13 protein-coding genes and 2 pseudogenes are annotated in these 17,954 nt (G+C 69.4%); 5 read left to right on the top strand and 10 right to left on the bottom strand.

The features are described from left to right. The first annotated feature begins 155 nt into the window (after nucleotides 1-155). Both FHS38_RS25095 and FHS38_RS25100 read left to right on the top strand, forming a co-directional pair. Nucleotides 156-2,375 (top strand): MMPL family transporter, encoded by a 2,220-nt coding sequence (locus tag FHS38_RS25095; protein WP_184737099.1) that lies wholly within the window; start codon nucleotides 156-158, stop codon nucleotides 2,373-2,375. Between the two features lie 64 nt (nucleotides 2,376-2,439). After that, entirely contained in the window at nucleotides 2,440-2,856 is a 417-nt protein-coding gene (locus FHS38_RS25100; RefSeq protein ID WP_184737101.1) for a hypothetical protein, read from the top strand. Nucleotides 2,857-3,125: 269 nt separating this feature from the next. On the opposite strand, the gene FHS38_RS25105 is transcribed toward FHS38_RS25100, so the two are convergent. The 4 genes from FHS38_RS25105 to FHS38_RS25120 all read right to left on the bottom strand — a co-directional run bounded on the left by FHS38_RS25105 (nucleotide 3,126) and on the right by FHS38_RS25120 (nucleotide 7,402). Continuing rightward, nucleotides 3,126-3,992, bottom strand: a complete 867-nt coding sequence (locus tag FHS38_RS25105) for a TauD/TfdA dioxygenase family protein (protein WP_184737103.1) — start codon at nucleotides 3,990-3,992, stop codon at nucleotides 3,126-3,128. An 18-nt stretch (nucleotides 3,993-4,010) separates the two neighbouring features. Further along, entirely contained in the window at nucleotides 4,011-5,039 is a 1,029-nt protein-coding gene (locus FHS38_RS25110) for a pyridoxal-phosphate dependent enzyme (RefSeq protein WP_184737105.1), read from the bottom strand. Then, on the bottom strand, nucleotides 5,033-5,812 hold the full coding sequence (locus FHS38_RS25115) for a GNAT family N-acetyltransferase (protein ID WP_184737107.1): 780 nt from the start codon (nucleotides 5,810-5,812) through the stop codon (nucleotides 5,033-5,035). Before FHS38_RS25115 ends, FHS38_RS25110 begins: the two co-directional genes overlap by 7 nt. A gap of 360 nt (nucleotides 5,813-6,172) precedes the next feature. Continuing rightward, nucleotides 6,173-7,402, bottom strand: a complete 1,230-nt coding sequence (locus FHS38_RS25120; RefSeq protein ID WP_184737109.1) for an erythromycin esterase family protein — start codon at nucleotides 7,400-7,402, stop codon at nucleotides 6,173-6,175. Between the two features lie 270 nt (nucleotides 7,403-7,672). Between FHS38_RS25120 and FHS38_RS25125 the strand changes: the two genes are divergently transcribed. Both FHS38_RS25125 and FHS38_RS25130 read left to right on the top strand, forming a co-directional pair. Continuing rightward, nucleotides 7,673-8,512 carry a 3-hydroxybutyrate dehydrogenase gene (locus FHS38_RS25125; protein WP_184737111.1) on the top strand — a complete coding sequence of 280 codons (840 nt, stop codon included), beginning with the start codon at nucleotides 7,673-7,675 and terminating at the stop codon, nucleotides 8,510-8,512. A 110-nt stretch (nucleotides 8,513-8,622) separates the two neighbouring features. Beyond that, nucleotides 8,623-10,536, top strand: coding sequence for a helix-turn-helix domain-containing protein (locus FHS38_RS25130; protein ID WP_184737113.1), 1,914 nt, complete (start codon nucleotides 8,623-8,625; stop codon nucleotides 10,534-10,536). Here FHS38_RS25130 and FHS38_RS25135 read toward each other — a convergent pair. Next, complete coding sequence (locus FHS38_RS25135; RefSeq protein WP_373301771.1) at nucleotides 10,507-11,895, bottom strand: MFS transporter; 1,389 nt, start codon at nucleotides 11,893-11,895, stop codon at nucleotides 10,507-10,509. The two genes, FHS38_RS25130 and FHS38_RS25135, sit on opposite strands and share 30 nt — an antisense overlap. 366 nt (nucleotides 11,896-12,261) lie before the next feature. Between FHS38_RS25135 and FHS38_RS25140 the strand changes: the two are divergent. Next, nucleotides 12,262-13,195, top strand: a pseudogene (locus FHS38_RS25140) (IS5 family transposase). A gap of 1,635 nt (nucleotides 13,196-14,830) precedes the next feature. Here the strand turns inward: FHS38_RS25140 and FHS38_RS25145 are convergent. From FHS38_RS25145 to FHS38_RS25160, 5 genes and pseudogenes are all read right to left on the bottom strand, one after another. Continuing rightward, a complete protein-coding gene (locus FHS38_RS25145; protein WP_184737117.1) occupies nucleotides 14,831-15,004 on the bottom strand; it encodes a hypothetical protein in 174 nt (57 codons plus the stop codon). Between the two features lie 250 nt (nucleotides 15,005-15,254). Further along, nucleotides 15,255-15,353, bottom strand: a pseudogene (locus FHS38_RS35585) (hypothetical protein); the annotation flags it as partial. Nucleotides 15,354-15,370: 17 nt separating this feature from the next. Next, a complete protein-coding gene (locus FHS38_RS25150; RefSeq protein ID WP_229822037.1) occupies nucleotides 15,371-16,162 on the bottom strand; it encodes an ABC transporter permease in 792 nt (263 codons plus the stop codon). Next, nucleotides 16,159-16,755, bottom strand: coding sequence for an ATP-binding cassette domain-containing protein (locus tag FHS38_RS25155; protein WP_260420896.1), 597 nt, complete (start codon nucleotides 16,753-16,755; stop codon nucleotides 16,159-16,161). Before FHS38_RS25155 ends, FHS38_RS25150 begins: the two co-directional genes overlap by 4 nt. Before the next feature lie 5 nt (nucleotides 16,756-16,760). Then, the gene (locus FHS38_RS25160) at nucleotides 16,761-17,801 is read right to left on the bottom strand and encodes a terpene synthase family protein (protein WP_260420911.1); all 1,041 of its coding nucleotides are present in this window, start codon (nucleotides 17,799-17,801) and stop codon (nucleotides 16,761-16,763) included. Nucleotides 17,802-17,954 lie beyond the last annotated feature (153 nt).

Here is a 17,954-nt window from a genome sequence, read left to right on the forward strand (position 1 = left end):
CCCGAACCAGGACCACGGTCCTGGTCAGCGGCTCCTCCCGGCCCCCGCTCCCAGGCCCTTTCTCGTCCGGCACTCGGACGATTCGCACGTCCGGCGCTGATGAGCTGGACACCGGCCGGGAGAACCCGGCGCTCCACCCACTGCCGGAGGACGACGTGATCCGCGCCCTGACCGGGTTCTCCACCCGCAACCCATGGAAGGTCATCGCCCTCTGGGCGGTGCTGGGCATCTTCCTGACCATGCTCAGCCAGGCGCTGATCTACCGCGTCACCCAGACCCAGAGCGGTGACTTCCTGCCCGCGAAGTACGACTCGGCCGCCGCGCTGAAGATCGCCGAGGAGCGGTTCGGGGTGAAGCCCGACGCCAACGCCGTGACCGTGCTCGTCGCCCGCGCCGACGGCAAGCCCCTCACCGGCCCCGACCACCACCGCGTCGTCGCCGTCGCCGAGCAACTGGGCCACCGGCGCGTCCAGATGCCCGAGCCCAAGGAGGACGACGACCCCGCCTTCCTGCGCCGGGACCACTCCCAGACGCCCAAGGTCAGCCCCGCCATGGTCGCGCCCGATCGCAGCTTCGAGCTGCTCTCCGTACAGCTGACCGGCAACTCCACGGACCCCGCACTGCACGACCTCTACCGTGCCTTCCGCGACCAGGCGAAGGACGCGTTCGCCGGGGCCGGGATGCGCACCGGCTTCACCGGGGGACTGGCCGACCTCGTCGACACCGCGGAAGCCGAGGAGACCACCCAGATGGTCGTCGGCATCCTGATGGTCGGTCTCATCGTGCTGATCAACATCCTGGTGTTCCGCAGCGCGCTGGCCGCCTTCGTGCCGCTGTTCGCCGTCGTCATCATCGGCGGCGCGGCCGCTGGCGTGGTCGTCGGCACGGCGATGCTCACCGGCATCAAGCTCGACACCTCCACCCCGAGCATGATCAGCGTCGTGCTGATCGGCATCGGCGTCGACTACTTCCTCTTCCTCCTCTTCCGCTTCCGCGAACAACTGCGGGCCCGCCCCGACCTGCCCCCACGCGTCGTGTCGGCCGAAGTCAGCGCACGGGTCGGCACCGCGATCACCTCGGCCGCCCTCACCATCGTGGCCGCCTTCGCCACCCTCGGCGTCGCGACCTTCGGACAGTTCCGCGTGCTCGGCCCCGCCATCGCCGTCTCGGTACTCGTCATGCTGCTCGCCAGCCTGACCCTGATGCCCGCGCTGCTCGCGGTCACCGGACGCAAGATGTTCTGGCCCTCCCGCTCCCTCAAGCGCGAGCCCCGCCCCGGCACGGCCGCGCGCGTCGGCGACCTGGTCGCCCGCCGCCCGTTCACCCTCGTACTGGCCTCCGTCGCCCTGCTCGGCGCGCTGGCGGCCGGACTGGTCGGCATCCGGATGGACTTCGGCCAGACCGCCGGAACCCACGACACCCCGGCAGCCGCCACCTCCGCCGAGATCTCCCGCGCCCTGCCCGCCGGAGTGTCCGACCCGGCCACCGTCTACGTCACCGCCAAGGACGGCCGTACCCTCACCGTCGCAGGACTCGACGCCCTGCCCAAGGCCCTCGCCGAGGTCCAGGGCGTCGGCACGGTCGGCAAGACCACCCTCAACAACGACCGCACCGCCGCCCGCATCGACCTCTACCTCACCGCCGACACCCAGAGCCAGCAGGCCCGCGACCTCGTCTCGGGCCCCGTCCGTGACACCGTCGCCCGCCACACCCCGACCGGCGCGGAAGCCCACGTCGGCGGCACGGCCGCGATCTTCGCGGACATCTCCACCGCCGTCGACCACGATTTGAAGATCGTGTTCCCGGTCGCCGCCGTGCTGATCTCCCTCATCCTGCTCGTCCTGCTGCGCAGCCTGCTCGCCCCGGCCGTCCTCATGATCGCCGTCGGCCTCGGCTTCGCCGCCACCCTCGGCGCCTCCGCCCTCTTCTTCCAGCACATCCTGGACAAGCCGGGCGTCAACTTCGTCCTGCCGCTGGTGCTGTTCCTCTTCGTCGTCGCCCTCGGCACCGACTACAACATCCTGATCAGCGACCGCATCCGCGAGGAGATGGAACGCCCGGGGCCGGCCCGCGCCGCCGTCGCCCGCGCCGTGCGCCACACCGCACCGGCCATCGCCACGGCGGGCGTCGTCCTCGCCGCGTCCTTCGGCAGCCTCGCCGTCAACGCGGCCCCCTCCACCCAGCAGATCGGCTTCGCGACGGCGCTCGGCATCATGCTCTCCGCCTTCGTCCTTTCCATCGTGCTGGTGCCCGCGCTCGCCGCGATCCTCGGCCGGGGCACGTGGTGGCCGGTCCGCCCGGGCCGCGACCGGGGCCGCCACCACGCCGGATCCCCGGAGGCCCAGCCGCACCGCGAGCACGTCACCGTCCACTGACGGGCCCGGCTCGATCACCAGCCTGACGTGCTGGAAGGAGAAGCCCCTGGTCTAGCCTCTGTGCATGCGCATCGACGAGATCTCCACCTGGCTCGACGAGCATGACGCGAGCGCGGGACCGGGGGCTCTCTCAGCCGAGTTCGATGCGTACCTCTGCTCGCTCGCGTGGGCAGGGTGCGGCATCGACTGGCGGGAACTCCCGCACCGCTCGCTCGTACTGGACGGTGTCTCGGACGACGAGGCAGTGGCGTGGGCCCGCCGGACAGCCATGGCCCGGCACGACCACGTGCTGCTGATCGACTCGGCTTCCGAGCCGGGAGTGATATGCCGGTTCGAGGACGCCATCAGGGACTTCGAGCTGCTCTCGGGCCGCCCGGAGCTGTACATGTGCGGTGTCGACCTCGTGGGCGGCGAAGTGAGACCGGCCTTCGACCGCTTCATCGAGCGACGGTCCTTCATGACTCTCAACGCCCGCGTCTGAGCTGCCGCTGAGGCGTAGGGGTCCCTGCCGGAGCACCGCCGGGTCCGGGGGACCGGGTCGTCGCTGCCTGTGGACGGCCGAGCAGCGCGGGCATCTGCTGCCCGCGCTGCCGGTGGCCTACGTCGTTCCCGGCCCGGTGTCGTGCTCTCCGGCACCGTATCCGGAGGTGGTGCGGCGACTCGTCGAGGGCCTGCGCGGTGCCGGGATGCCGGGCCCCGTGTCGGGGCCCGGCGCGGTCTTCACGGCCTCCGGCCCGGGCCGGGGCTGTTTCAGAGCGTCAGGAACGGCTTCTCGCCCGCGATGTTCATGCGGTGCATCAGCCGCTCGTGCGGGAAGTAGTCCGCCACCGCGAGGTGCTGGGTGCAGCGGTTGTCCCAGACGAGGAGGTCACCGGTGCTCCAGGCGTGGCGGTAGATCAGCTCGTTGGTCTCGATGTGCCGGTAGAGGAACTCCAGGATCGCCCGGCTCTCGGTCTCGCTGAGCCCGTTGATACGGGTCACGTACGGGGACGAGATGTACAGGGCCTTCCGGCCGGTCACCGGGTGCGTACGCACCAAGGGGTGCTCCACCGGCTCCTGGTCGGCGAACTGCTCGTCCGGGTCGATTCCCTTCTTCTTCAGCGACCGCTGGAGGTTGCCGTAGTCCGCGCCGAACGCCTTGCGCACGTCGTGCACCGCGGTGAGCTTGAGCAGCATCTCCCGCATGGGCTCGGAGAGCGTCTCGAAGGCGAGGTACATGTTGGAGTACAGCGTGTCGCCGCCGACCCTGGGCGTGGTCCTGGCGTGCAGCACGGTGCCGAGCGGGGGCTCGGCCCATCCGCTGTTGTCGGTGTGCCAGGAGTTCAGGCCCGGCGGCTTCTGCTCGTTGTTGTGGAGCACCATGCACTCGGGGTGCCCCTCCACCGTCATGGGCAGCAGGTGGTCGTGCGTCAGGAGCCGGCCGAACCGCCCGGCGAATCGTTTCTGCTGCTCGACGCTGAGGTCCTGGCCGGGGAAGACCAGCACGTTGTACTGGTGGAAGGCGTCGTGGACGGCCGTCCACACCTCGTCGGTGAGTTCCTGCGACAGGTCGATGTCGAGGACCCGGGCCCCGAGGGCGGGGCTGACCGATTCGATGGTGGGCAGGGACGTACTCATGCTTCTCCTTGTGGGGAATTAGGAATGCTGTCCTGCGGGTGTGGCCAGGGACGCGGTGGTGGCCAGAATGCGTACGAGGACATCCGGGTCGATCACGCCGCCGCTGACGATCGCGCACGGCCGGCGCCAGCCGTGGGTGCCGGAGTGCTTGATCGCGGCGGCGTACGCGGCCGCGCCGGCGCCCTCGCAGACGATCTTGTCGGTGAACGCCAGCGACGCCAGCGCACCCGCGATCTCCTCCGGGGTCACGGTGAAGACCCCGGCCAGCTTGTCCTTGAGCCGCTGGAACTGTGCGGGGAGGACGAAGCTGGCGCCGATGCCGTCGACGAAGGACTTCTCGTACGGCACGTCCGTGGGGCGGCCCGCCCGCATGGAGGCGGTCAGCGGCGCGCCCGTGCTGACCTCCACGGCGTACACCGGTATGTCCCTGCCCGACGCGCGCAGCAGCGAGGTGATGCTGTAGGCGAGGTGTCCGCCGCCGTAGGGGACGAGCACAGCATCGACGTCGGGCAGGTCTTCCAGGATCTCCAGCCCGATCGTGGCGCAGCCCAGCGCGACGTAGGGGTTGCTCTCGGACGCCAGGAAGAATCCGGGGAGTTCGGGGTAGCGCGAGGTGGTCATCGTCTGCCGCCAGGTGGCGTACGGGACCTCGCTGATCTGTGCCATCGGGTTGTAGCGCGTGATCTGGTCCCGCTTGGCGCGCGGGATCCCCTCGGGCACCACGACCGAGTAGGCGAGGTCCAGTTCGGCGGTCGCGTGGGCGAGGCCCTGTGCGAAGTTGCCGGAACTGCAGGTCACCACTCCGTGCCGGGTGATGTGGCGCCAGGTGTCCGGCTCGAACCGACGGTATCCGTGCAGCGCGCTGAGCGCGCCACGGATCTTGAAGGAGTCGGTGAGCTGGAGGTTCTCGCACTTGATGTACACATCGGCCGGGCTCTGCGCCTTGGAGCGCAGCAGCGGCGTGTGCCGCATGTACGGGCGGATGAGCCGGTGCATGCGCTCCACGGCCGTGGGCGACACGGCGTGTACGTCCTGGGAGGTCAGCACGTCAGTTCCGCGACCGGGTAGAGGAAGTCCTCGGTCAGACCGAGCTTGCGGGCGAGGGAGATGCTGGCGTGCTTGTCCTCGGCGCAGGTGATGACGACTTCCAGGCCGTTCTTCGCGCTCCAGCGGGCCACTTCGGCGAGCAGCGCCGAGGGCAGTCCCCGGCCGCGGTAGTCGGGGTGTGCGAAGGTGCCCAGTTCGGCCAGGCCGCCGCCCACGACGCCATGCGCGTCGGCGACGATCTGCCCGTCCTTGCGAAACCCGAAGCCGATGGCGTGCTCGGCGTAGTCGGCGCCGGAGCCGAAGATGCTACGGGCCATCGGCGAGTCGAGCCGGTCGAAGAGGGCGGCGTCGATCCGGATGAGTTCGAAACCGTCCGGCAGCGCCTGCTCGGGGGCGCTCCATCCGGTACGCGGCTGGCTGAACTGCCGTCGCAGGGCCGGGGTGAAGCCGCTGTCGGCCGCTTGCTCGCCGATGCCCGGCTCGGGTGGATGGACGATCTGCACCGGGCCGTGTCCCTCGAGGAGGGTACGGGCCTGATCGAAGAAGGCGCGGGTCAGGGTTCCTGCGGCGAAGCAGAAGGGAGAACGGGTGGCGATCAGACACGCGACCACGACACCGTTCTCTTCGTGCACCCATACGCGGCCGGGTAATTTCTCGTCGAGAACGCCGTGCACGAATGCCAGATTCGGGTACTGCGGCCCGAATAACGGCTCCACGCGCGCGTAGTCCTCCTTAGCCAACTCGACCAGCACCGGGCGGTCCGCCTTTCTCACGTCATACGCCGGGGATTCGTCATTCCTGCGGCATGGCGGGGCGGCAGGGCAATTCAGCGTGCATCACGGCGACAGCCCCGCAACAGAATGCATCCGGTCATGATCGGCCCCTGGCGTCCGGAAACCGCCCTTGGGGAAGTCCGGGCCAGGGCACTGCCGTTACGTGACGGTCTGGACGGAGTTGGGCGGTGGCCGGCGACGCCTTCGTCGGGTGGCGCAGACCACGGCGAACACGCGCGGATCGACGGACGTATCGCCGGGCACCGCGGGCTTCCTTGCCGCTGGTCCGCGCCCCAGGGGCCGCCGGGCCGCCGGGCGGTCAACGCGCCCGGCGGCCCGTGCGGCAGCCCCGACCGTCCGCTACTCCGGCTGCGGCACCGGCACGGACGCCCGCACCGTGTGCAGATGCACCACGACGTCGAAGGCACGGCCCAGCGCGAGCGGCGGCGTCGGCTGGTTGGGGTACCGGCCGGGGATGACGAACGTCGGACGCGCCGCGTCCAGCCAGCCGCCCACCGCCGGATCACGGCGCGCCGCGCGCAGGTCGACGTAGAAATCGCGGTGACGCACCTTGTCGAGGGTGTACTCGTTGCTGCCGGGTGCGGCGGGACCGACGCTGTAGGTGCCCGCCTCGCCCGTCGCCGTCCTGGCGCGGTAGTCGCCGCCGTTCAGCGAGGTGCCGACGGCGAGGTAGGCGCGGCCCACGAGCTCGCGCAGGTCCGCGCCCATCGTGACCGGGTAGTACTCGGGCACCGCGGACTCGTAGGCGGCGTGCCCGTTGTGGGCCGAGACCACGATCCGCCCGCCGGTCTGCCGCTGCCACCACACGGCGGTCTCGGCCATGGTCCGGTCGCGGTGGCGGCTCGCGGCCTTGGCCTGGGCCGGGTCGCTCCAGTCGACGGTGTACTCCGTGGCCATGTGCGAGATGACCCGGGCCTCCTGCAGCACCCAGGGGTCCTGCGTCCCGGCCTCGGACAGCAGCCGGTAGGCGGCCGCAGCGTCCTGCGCGATCGCCTTCCGTTCGGCGAGCGGCAGGGCGTTGTACGCCGCCATGCGCGTGGCCACCCCGGTGGGCAAGGCGCGCAGTGCGGCGTAGCGGCGGCGCAGTTCGGGCACGAGAGCGGGCTCGTTGCCCGCTGCCCAGGTGAGGATGCGCTCGTACTGCTCCGGTGCGGCGTCGGAGAAGTCCAGGCCCACGACACGGACGGGGCGCGCGCTGGTGCGGTTGTGCTCCCGCACCCAGCCGAACAGGTTCAGGAACTCCTCCGTGTTCAACAGGGAGTACCCGTCCTGGAACTCCTCACGCAGGATCTGCCGCAGGTCGCCCTCGCCGGTACGGACGTAGGCGTCGATCCGGGCGGCCGCCGACCAGCTGATCTCCATGGCGAAGGCGGAGAACCCCTCCCGCGTCACCAGCTGCCGGAGCAACCGGTCCTTCACGGTGAACAGTTCCTTCGAGCCGTGCGAGGCCTCGCCGATCCCGACGATGTCCGCCCCGCGCGTCATCGAGGCGAACGCGGCCAGGTCGGCCCCGGACCCGCCGGGCTCGGCGGTGCGCAACCGGTGGGCGTACCGCTCCAGTCCGGTCACCACATCGTGGTCCGAGGCCGAGAGGGCGGGGGACCGACCGCCCTGAGGCCCGGCCGCTGTCGCGGTGGCGGAAACCGGGCCCAGGAATGCCGTCAGAGCGAGCGTCAGAGCCAACGCCCGTGCAACGGGTCGGCGTAAAGATGGGTGCGTCATGCAGGGATGTTATCCAGGCCGCCGTCCGGGCTTATGTAGCCGGCACCCACCCACAGCACAGACGCTACGTACCCGCACCCCATCGATCCGCCGGCATCGTCTCCCTAGGCTTTCCTCATGACCGGTCCCACACCCATTCCCCACAACGTCCCCCTCGACGTCTCTCTCAACGCCTTCGATTTCGCGGGACGTAGCGCTGATTTCGCGGGGCGTACCGCTCTCGTCACCGGCGCCGCCAGTGGCATCGGCGCGGCCTGTGCCCTGCGGCTCGCCGCCGCCGGGGCGACGGTGCGCGCCCTGGACCTCGACGCCGCCGGCCTCGAGGCGCTCGGCCGGAGGACGGAGGGCCTGCCCGGAAGCGTCGAGGCCGTGGTGCTGGACCTCAGCGACCTCGACGCGGCCGAGCATGCCGCGGTGGCAGGCACCGACATCCTCGTCAACAATGCCGGTATCCAACTGGTCTGCCCCATCGAGGACTTCCCGCCCGATGCCTTCCACCGGATCATCACCGTCATGCTGGAGGCCCCCTTCCGGCTGCTGCGGGGCGCTCTGCCGCACATGTACGCGCAGGGCTGGGGCCGGATCGTCAACATCTCCTCCGTCCACGGGCTGCGCGCGTCCGCCTACAAGTCCGCCTACGTGGCCGCCAAACACGGCCTCGAAGGACTCTCGAAGACCGCCGCCCTCGAAGGAGCGCCCCACGGCGTCACCTCCAACTGCGTGAGCCCCGGCTACGTGCGGACACCGCTGGTCGAGAAACAGCTCGCCGACCAGGCCGCCGCGCACTCCCTGCCCGTCGAGCGCGTTCTGACGGAGGTGCTGCTGGCTGGACAGGCACTCAAGCGGCTCATCGAACCGGAAGAGGTCGCCGAAGCCGTCGCCTACCTCTGCGGGCCGCATGCCTTCTCCATCACCGGCAGCACGCTGACCATGGACGGCGGATGGACCGCCCGTTGACGGGCCGTCCGGGACCGGGTCGTCCGTGGACGGACCATCCGCGGACGGACCACCCGCGGACGGACCACCCGTCGTCGGGCCGTCCACCGTCCGGCGGTAAGCCTGTCCCCATGTCCGACGACCACACCGAAAGCCCCTTCGCCGCCTATCTCGCACTGCTCGCGGGCGGCGCGCCCGCCGACGCCTACGAACGGCCCGTCCTGCGCGCCCGCGCCGACGGGGAACCACCGGCCCGGCTCGCCGCCGTGGAGCGTGCCAAATTCCTCGCCCTGCGCGTGCGGGCCGAACTGGAGGACCGCAGACGACGCGAGGCCGAACTCTCGGCGCTCTTCGCCACCGCGCACGACCTGGCGGGGCTGCGCGACGTCGACGCGGTGCTGCAGGCCATCGTGCGACGCGCCCGTTCGCTGCTGGGCACCGACGCCGCGTACCTCACCCTCCACGACGCCATCGCCGGAGACACCTATATGCGGGTCACCGACGGATCGGTCTCCGCACGCTTCCAGGAGCTGCGGCTGGGCATGGGGGAGGGGCTGGGCGGGCTCGTCGCGCAGGCGGCACGCCCGTACGCCACCGACAGCTACCTGGACGACCCCCGCTTCCAACACACCACGGTCATCGACTCGGGCGTGCGCGACGAAGGACTCGTCGCGATCCTGGGCGTCCCGCTCCAGCTCGGCAGCGGTGTCATCGGTGTCCTCTTCGCCGCCGACCGGCGCTCCCGGGTCTTCGACCGGCAGCAGATCGCCCTGCTCGCGTCCTTCGCCGCCCACGCGGCCATCGCCATCGACACCGCCAACCTCCTCGCGGAGACCCGCTCCGCGCTGGCCGAACTCGAAGCCGCCAACGAGATCATCCGCGACCGAAGCGCCGCGGTCGAGCGCGCGGCCGACATCCACGACCGGCTCACCGAACTCGTCCTGCGCGGCGGCGGAGTCCACGACGTCGCCGCCGCGGTCACCGAAGTCCTCGACGGACGCGTCGAGTTCCTCGAACCCGGCCACGGGCCCGCGTCCGCCGTGGAACGCTCCCGTGCCGAAGGGCGCGCCGTCCGCCAGGGAGACGACTGGATCGCGGCCGTATCCGCCGGCGACGAACTGCTCGGCGCCCTGCGCCTGCGTGACCGCCCCGGCCTCGACCCCGTCGACCGGCGCACCCTGGAACGCGCCGCCATGGTCACGTCACTCCTGCAACTGGCACGCCGCTCGGCAGACGAAGCCGAACAGCGTGTGCGCGGTGAACTCCTGGACGACCTGCTCGACGCCCCGGAGCGCGCCCCGCGCCTCCTGCGCGAACGCGCCGTACGCCTGCGCGCGGACCTCGACACACCCCACATCGTCCTTGCCGCCCGCATCGCGGACGAGCGTGCCGATGCCCTCGCCGACCGGCAGCGCCTGTGGTCCGCCGCCTCCCACCTGGCCGCCACCGGCCACGGCCTGGCCGTCGCCCGGGACGGAGGCGCCGTCCTGCTCCTGCCCCACGGCCCGAGCGACAGCGCCACGACGACCGCACGGAACACCGCACGTCGCCTCAGGACGGCGGTCCACGCACCCGTCACCGTCGGTGCCTCCACGCCCGTCCCCGCACCGGCCGCCCGCCCCGGCGACGTCGCCACCGCCTACGCCGAAGCCCGCCGCTGCCTGGACGTGCTGCACGCACTCGGCCGCGGCGGGGAGGGCGCGGCGGCCGAAGACTTCGGGTTCCTGGGCCTGCTGCTGACCGGGACGCACGGGGGAACCCACGTAGGGGAGTTCGTCACCCGGACGATAGGGCCCGTCGTCGACTACGACGCCCGCCGCGGCACCGCGCTCATCCGCACCCTCGACGCCTATTTCGCCGGCGGCATGAGCCCGGTCCGCACCAAGGACGCGCTGCACGTGCACGTCAACACCGTCGCGCAGCGGCTGGACCGAGTGGGCCGACTCCTCGGCGCGGACTGGCAGTCACCCGCCCGCACCCTGGAGATCCAGCTCGCCCTGCGCCTGCACGGCCTCTCACCGACGCTCGGTGGCGGCAGCAGCTGAAGGCGAACCCTGCCCGGCGGACTCCTCGGGGTTGTCTGCGAGATCGCGGTTCCGGGTCTCGCGGGCACATCCGACCGCGACGAGGGTGAGTAAAGCCGCGGCCATCACATACAGGGCGATCGGGGTCGCGCTGCCGTAGTCGGAGAGCAACGCAGTGGCGATCAGCGGAGCCGGGGCACCGGCGGCCACGGACGAGAACTGGGCCCCGATCGACGCGCCCGAGTACCGCACCCGGGTCGCGAACATCTCGGAGAAGAACGCGGCCTGCGGTGCGTACATCGCACCGTGGAAGACCAGCCCCACTGTGACAGCGACGATCAGCGACGGGAACGACCCCCGGTCGACCAGCGCGAAGAACGGAAACGCCCAGGCCCCCACACCCGCGGCTCCCAACAAATACACGGGCCGCCGCCCGACCCGGTCCGACAGGGCACCCCACGCGGGGATGACCACGAAGTGCACGGCCGAGCCGATCAGAACGGCGTTGAGCGCACTCTGCTTGGACAACTGTGTCTGCTCGGTCGCGTACACGAGGATGAAGGCGGTGATGACGTAGTAACTGATGTTCTCCGCCATCCGCGCACCCATGGCGATCAGGACGTCCCGCCACTGGTCACGCATGACGGCCACGAGCGGCATCCGCTCGGCGACGTCCCCCTGCTTCTCGTTCGCTTCCGCCCGGGCGAGCGCCGCCTTGAACACGGGGGACTCGTCGACGGACAGCCGGATCCACAGCCCCACCATCACCAGCAGCCCCGACAACAGGAACGGCACCCGCCATCCCCACGACAGGAACGCCTCGTCCGACAACAAGGCTGTCAGCGCGGACAGCACCCCCGTGGCCAGCAACTGCCCGGCCGGCGCCCCGGTCTGCGGCCACGCAGCCCAGAACCCCCGCCGCCGCGCGTCCCCGTGCTCGGACACGAGCAGTACCGCACCACCCCACTCGCCCCCGAGCGCAAAACCCTGCACGAGCCGGAGAACGGTGAGCAGCACGGGCGCGAGGGCCCCGACCGTGGCATGAGTCGGCAGTACCCCTATGGCGCAGGTGGCACTCCCCATCATCAGCAGACTCACCACCAACAGCCGCTTACGCCCCAGCCGGTCACCGAAATGCCCGAACACCAACGCCCCGACCGGCCGCGCGGCGAACCCGACGGCGTAGGTCAGGAACGACAGCAACGTCCCGACCAGAGGATCGGAGTCGGGGAAGAAGAGCTTGTTGAAGACGAGAGCGGCGGCGGAACCGTAGAGGAAGAAGTCGTACCACTCGATAGTGGTCCCGATGAGGCTCGCGACGACGATTCTGGGGAGCGAGTTGGGAGTTGGTGTGCGTGGGGAGGGGCTGGCCATGGTCATCACTTCCGGGTGGGTGAGGGGCGCGCCATCGCGTCGCCATACCGTAGGAAGATGCAGGTCAGGGGCCTATGTGGTGGGGGACCATACTTCGTGGGCGGGGTGTGAGGGCAGCGCCCATGAGGGGCTCTGCGGGCCCTGTAGATCACTCAACTCGATTTAGGAATTCGGCGCGGAATAATGTCGCGATTGGGATGATCTGGCACTCGGGTGCTGACTCCCGTGCTGACTTGGTGCTGACTAAAATCCCACGTCAGCACCCCTGGTCACCCCTCCCGTGCTGACTTGGTGCTGACTACGCAGCGTTGAATTAGGCCAGGTTTCTCGGATCTCCTGACGTGGGTGGGGTGTTGGGGTCAGGTTTGTTGTATGGGCCGTGGGGATCTGACGAATGCGGAGTGGTACCGACTGGAGTCGTTCTTACCTCCTGGTGGTGTGCGTGGGGGCCGGTGGAGTGATCACCGCCGGGTGATCGACAGGGTGCTGTACCGGGTGCGGACGATCGTGCAGTGGCGGGACCTGCCGGAACGGTTCGGGCCCTGGGAGACCGTCTACAAGCGGCATCGCCACTGGTCAGCCGGTGGAACGTGGAGGATGCTGCTCTCGCGAATCCAGGCTGCCGAGGGCGCGATGGGCTCGATCGACTGGGACGTGTCGGTGGACTCCACCGTGGTGCGGGCTCACCAGCACGCCGCCGGCGCGAGGAAAGCACCACCCGCCGCAGCTCCTGAAAAAAGGGGGGCCGCCCGGGGGACGAACCAGGTCGATCCGGTGTTGCGGAAACTGGCTGTCCAGCTGGAGGAGGTGGTCCGATCGGTGAGTGTCTGGGACGTTCCCGTGGCGGCTTCACCACCAAAATCCACCTCGCGGCCGGCGGACGGTGCCGGCCCCTCGCTCTCGTCTTGACACCCGGGCACCACGGCGACGGACCCAACTCGAGCGCGTCCTCGGCCAAGTCGCGGTGCCCCGCAATGGAGTCGGAAGGCCTCGCACCCGCCCCGACCATGTCCTGGCGGACAAGGCCTACACGTCCCGGAAGAACCGCGGCTACCTGCGACGACGCGGCATCCCGCACACCATCCCCGAACGCCCCGACCAGAAAAGACACCGGCAGAACCGAGGCTCCCGAGGCGGCCGGCCCACCGGCTTCGACCGCGAGGCCTACAGGAAACGCAACACCGTCGAACGCGCCATCAACCGCCTCAAAGGCTTCCGCGCCGTCGCCACCCGCTACGAAAAACGCGCCTACACCTACCTCGGCACCGTCACACTCACAGCCCTCGCCATCTGGCTCCGAACATGATCCGAGAAACAGTGCCTAGCCCCGTACCTGACCCTGCGGCGTCAGGTATCGAGCCCGACAGGACACGGCTGACCCGCACTTCCGCAGCGCAAGCCTTCCGCGCTCTGCATGCCAGCCAGCTCAGAGACCAGAGCCTGCCCCAGGCAGCTGAAGGTCGCGCCACCTTGGCGACGTACTGAGCACGGCGAGGCCGCGTCTGACTTCGCGGGCTGCTACGGGTTTTCGACGGGAAGCCCGTTCGTGTGAAATGGCTTGAACTTCGTCAGTTCAGCGCAGGGTAGGGGTGACCCTGAGGCCCCACGTGACACCCACGGATGGGGGCATCATGACGAAGTCGCGGAAGCGGAGAGCCGCAGCGGTGATCGCGGCGACTCTGCTGGTCGGTGGGCTCGACGCCACGCCGGCGCAGGCCGCCTCTCAGATCTATGAAACGCCGGGCTACTACGAGCTCAAGCTGCCGGCTGGCGTGACCGGGTTCAGCTTCTTCCTGATCGGTGGCGGAGGCGGCGGAGGGGGCGGAGGCTGGTACGCCGAGCTCTACGGCACCGGTGGCGGCGGTGGCGGCGGTGGCGGCGGGGCCATCGTGCAGTGCACCGTCACGGGCATGTCATCGGGGTCGACGATCGGTGTACGGGTCGGAGGCGGTAGTGGAGGCGGCCCCAAGGGGCACCAGGGTCGCCAGGAGAGGGGAACGGGCGGTTCGGCGGGCTACGGGGGTACCCAGGGCTCCCCGGGCAACCAGAACGATGGCGGCGGCGCCGGTGGCGGAGGAGGCGGCGGAGACTCGGCGATCTTCACTCCGGATGCCAGCCCGCTCGGATACGCGGGCGGCGGGGGCGGAGGCGGCGGGGGCGGCGGCTTCCAGAACGGTGTCGGAGCCCGGCCCGGGGGAAGCGGGGGCAGCGGAGGCGGTCGCACCTACGGCGGTCGCGGTGGCGCGGAAGGCTACGGAGACAGGCCTGGCACGATCGGCGGTCACGGCGGCGGAGGCGGCAAGCACTGGTGCGGTGCTCCGAGGGGGCTTCGCTCGCAGGGGAGGGGCGCGGAAGGCCGGAACGGCGGCAACGCCCACAACCTTGCCGCCGGTGATGCTGGCGCGCGCGGCTACAGCCCCGGCCTACCAGGGCCCGTGAGGAAGAACGCGGGCAACGGTGGCGCGGGCGGCCCCGGAGGCAACGAGCGGAACGACGGCAAGAGCGGCGCCGACGGGTACGCAGTCGTGTCATGGAGCTCCGACTAGTCAAGCCGGCTACTTCACGTCGAAGAGCGCCGTTTCACGGTGACGCGACAACACCTCATTCACCGTCCGACCCCGATAGCGTGGGTGGCAGCCACTGCATCCCAAAGGAGGGGAGTAGCCGGTGAGTACGAAGGCTCGTCGGCACCGTGGCCGGCGGCTAGGAGGACGAGATCGACCTTGAGGGCAGACGGTTCTTCTGCGCCTGTGTGAGGGTGTTCGCTGAGCAAAGCGGAGCAGCTCGTCGGCCGCTATGGGTGGCGCCGCTACGGGCGAGGGCCTCGCCGCTGCCACCGCCGGGCTCGCCGTGGCCTGCAGCTCCGGGGCCGTCGAAGGGCATGGGAACCGGATCAAGGTGCTCAAGCGTCGGCACTATGGATGCGCCGGATTCATTCTCTTCAGGCGTGCCCGGCCTCGAACTCGGTGCGCCGCAAGCCGCAACCGTCGGAACAGGCCCCGGACAGATCGCAGAGGGCGAACGAAGCCTCTGCCAGGGAGCACTTCGAGACGATCACCGGCCCTGCCGCGCGGGCCCGGTGGAAGGTGGCGTAGTAGAGCTTGCAGTTGGACAAGACGACACAGGACAGCTTGCCACCGGTGCAGCGCAGCGCCCCAGATCGCAGCCGGAGACTTCACCGAGTCCGCGCGCAGGTCCTCGAGCGCGGTCCGCAGCATCCTTATCCAGGACCGCTGCATTACTGCCTGCGTGTGCGCATTCATCGGCGCACCAGCCGAGGCACCCGGTCGAACGCGAAAATAGGCTGCCGCAACGGCGTTGCCGGCCAGGGCAGGCCGAACCGTACATGCGCCGCCGCGACTGAGCAAGGCCCCATCCTGTACGTCGTCGATCACGAGAGAGCCGGTGTGGACGACTTCCACTGCGGCAAGCAAGGGACCAAAGCCCTGGCTGTCCCCGCCCAAGGCATCAATCGTCGCAGCTATGAGGTAGGGACGTCAGCGACTGCTGTCGGGGGCAGGGCGTTGCGGGTGCGTCGGTGGAAGGCGAAGAGTGCCATCAGCGCGGCTGCGGTGAACCACAGGAACTGGACACCGAGGCAGTGTAGTGGGGCGGTCGTGGAGAACGCGCCGGCCGACGCTGCTTGTACGGCGCCGAAGGCAGGCAGGTAAAGCACGATGGAGTTCCCGGAATTGGAGCTGATGACGGGGTTCTGCAAGACGATGTCGACGACGCTGATCATCGCGATGGCGAACATACCTTCCACTTCCCGGTCCAGCAGGGAGGCGAGTGTGACCCCGAGGGCGCCATAGGTCATGGCGGCGCAGAACAGCGCGGCGGCGACCAGAAGTGGTTGCTGGAGTGTCGTGGTGGCGCGGATGGCGGCTGTGGCGTAGGAGGCCACGCCAGCAGCGGCGATTGCCAGGGAGGCCAGCTTGGCCAAGGCGAGGTAGGTACGGGAGTAGCCAGCCATAGCTAGGCGGCGGTCGAATGTGCCGCTGGCGAATGTAGCGGCGAACATCATGAAGCCCGTGATCAGGCAGACGGCGTTGAGGGCGCCGGAGATCTGGGTGAGGTCGTTGCCGCGATGCACCAGAAGCTGTCCCGTTTCCCACAGTCTGAAGCGGACGGGCGCTGGGGAGACGGACAGGTGGGCAAGGGTGACCCATGCGGGGACGTAGAGGGCGATCAGCACCATGGCCAACCGGTTGTGGCCGTGTTCGACCAGCGCGTAGCGGGTGGCCGTGGTGAACCACCTGAGGTGAAGCCTCATGACGGCAGCGCGGTCCGCGGCCGCAGCACGCCCTGACTCAACTGCCATACTTCGTCGAGGCGCTCGGCGTCGTGGGCGAGGTGGGAGACCACCAAGACGGAGCGCCCGGCATCCCGCAGGTGGGAGGCAAGGTCCCAGAACCGCTGATAGGTGTCCCAGTCGAAGCCCTGGTAGGGCTCGTCCAACAGCAGGACCTGCGGATCATGCATGAGAGCCAGGGTGAGGTTCAATTTCTGTCTGGTGCCGCCGCTGAGCACACCGGCGCGTTCGTCGAGGTACTGAGAGAGGCTCAGCGTCTCCATGATCTCCTCGGCTCGCCGCAGGTCCGCGAGTGCGAAGGCGACCTTGAAGAAGGCCAGGTGCTGGCGGACGGTGAGGGAGTTGTTGAGCACCACGTCCTGCGGGCAGTACCCGATGCGGCCGCGGTGGTGGACCACGCCATGGTCGGCCCGTAATTCGCCCGAGAGAATTCTCAGGAGGGTGGTCTTGCCGGCGCCGTTCTCGCCGACGACACCGGCCACCATCCCCGTGCCGAGTTCCAGGCTGACGCCGCGCAGCACCATACGCCGGCGGAAGGCGTGATGGACATCCATCACCTTCACGGGTAGCGGTAGGTGGTGTGGGAGGGATGCAGCACCATGTGGGTGGGGAGTGAGCTGTTCAGGGGAAGCCGGTGTCCGTTGAAGCGGGGGCTGGTGAGGGCCCAGGCGATGTTTCCAGCCAGTGCGTCCCGCCACCCGTGTACGTACCTGGCGATGTCGGCGTGTGCGTTGGGGTCGTTATGGGTGAAGAGGCGGACTTGCTCGGCGAAGGCTTCCTCAGCGGCTGCGATCCGGCTGCACACGGTATCGACCGCGGATTGCAGTGTCATGCCTTCCGTGTCCGTGAGCACGCTTACCGCGTTCATGCCGTACCCGGCCTGCTTCTCCTTGCGGTAGGAGAACAGATCGTTGACGAGTACGGAGTGCTCGAAGCAAGCGGTGTGAAGGTCGTCCAGAAGCGACGACTCCTCCAGGTCGGTGAGGTCGACACCTGCGCAGTACTCCACGACCACACGCACGCCGCCGAAGCCGGCGTCGACCCATCGGCGCTTGAGATAGTCGTCGATGCCGTCCCAGCTGGACACTGCCGCATTCGCGGTCGCGGTGCTGTTCGCCCACTTCTCAAGGCTCTTGAGCGTGCGGGCGTACAGCCGTGGCCCGATGGCCTGCCGCGCCCGCTCCATCGCCCGGGCGAAGATCACGAGGTCCGCATTCCGGTCGATGGCGGCACCGTCTGCATGTGCCACCGCGAGATATGAGTTCAGTTCGACTTGCGGCCCGGTCTCGAAAAGGTCGTCGATCGCGAAGGCCATCGACGCCATCAGGGCCGCCTCCAGCACCCTGTCCGCAGGCGCGTGCGGCATGCCGTGCAAAAACAGGCTGACGGCGTCGCATTTGCGCACCACGTTGATGCCTCCTGAAATGCCGGAGGCGGTGAACTGCTCATCAAGCCACTGGTCATGCATCGTGCGCAGCCACGAGCTCCGAGGGTGCACGGACGCGATGGAGAAGAGTTGCCGAGGCAGGGAAATGACCACCGTCATGCCATCGGCATCGGGGGAAGCGTCCGGCGTGGAGGAGGTTTCAGAAGGCCCCATGGTCACGACAACGAGACAGTCATGGTTGGCGTCACGGTCAAATCTTCGTTCGGAGCCTCACTGGACCGGAAGGTTAACTGTCCTCGGTGCGATGTGAGTTGGGCCGGGCGCGACGAGCAAGGACCACGCCGACGCACAAACGGGTGATACGTA

The sequence above is a fragment of the Streptomyces netropsis genome, assembly GCF_014203545.1.
Lineage (GTDB): Bacteria > Actinomycetota > Actinomycetes > Streptomycetales > Streptomycetaceae > Streptomyces > Streptomyces netropsis.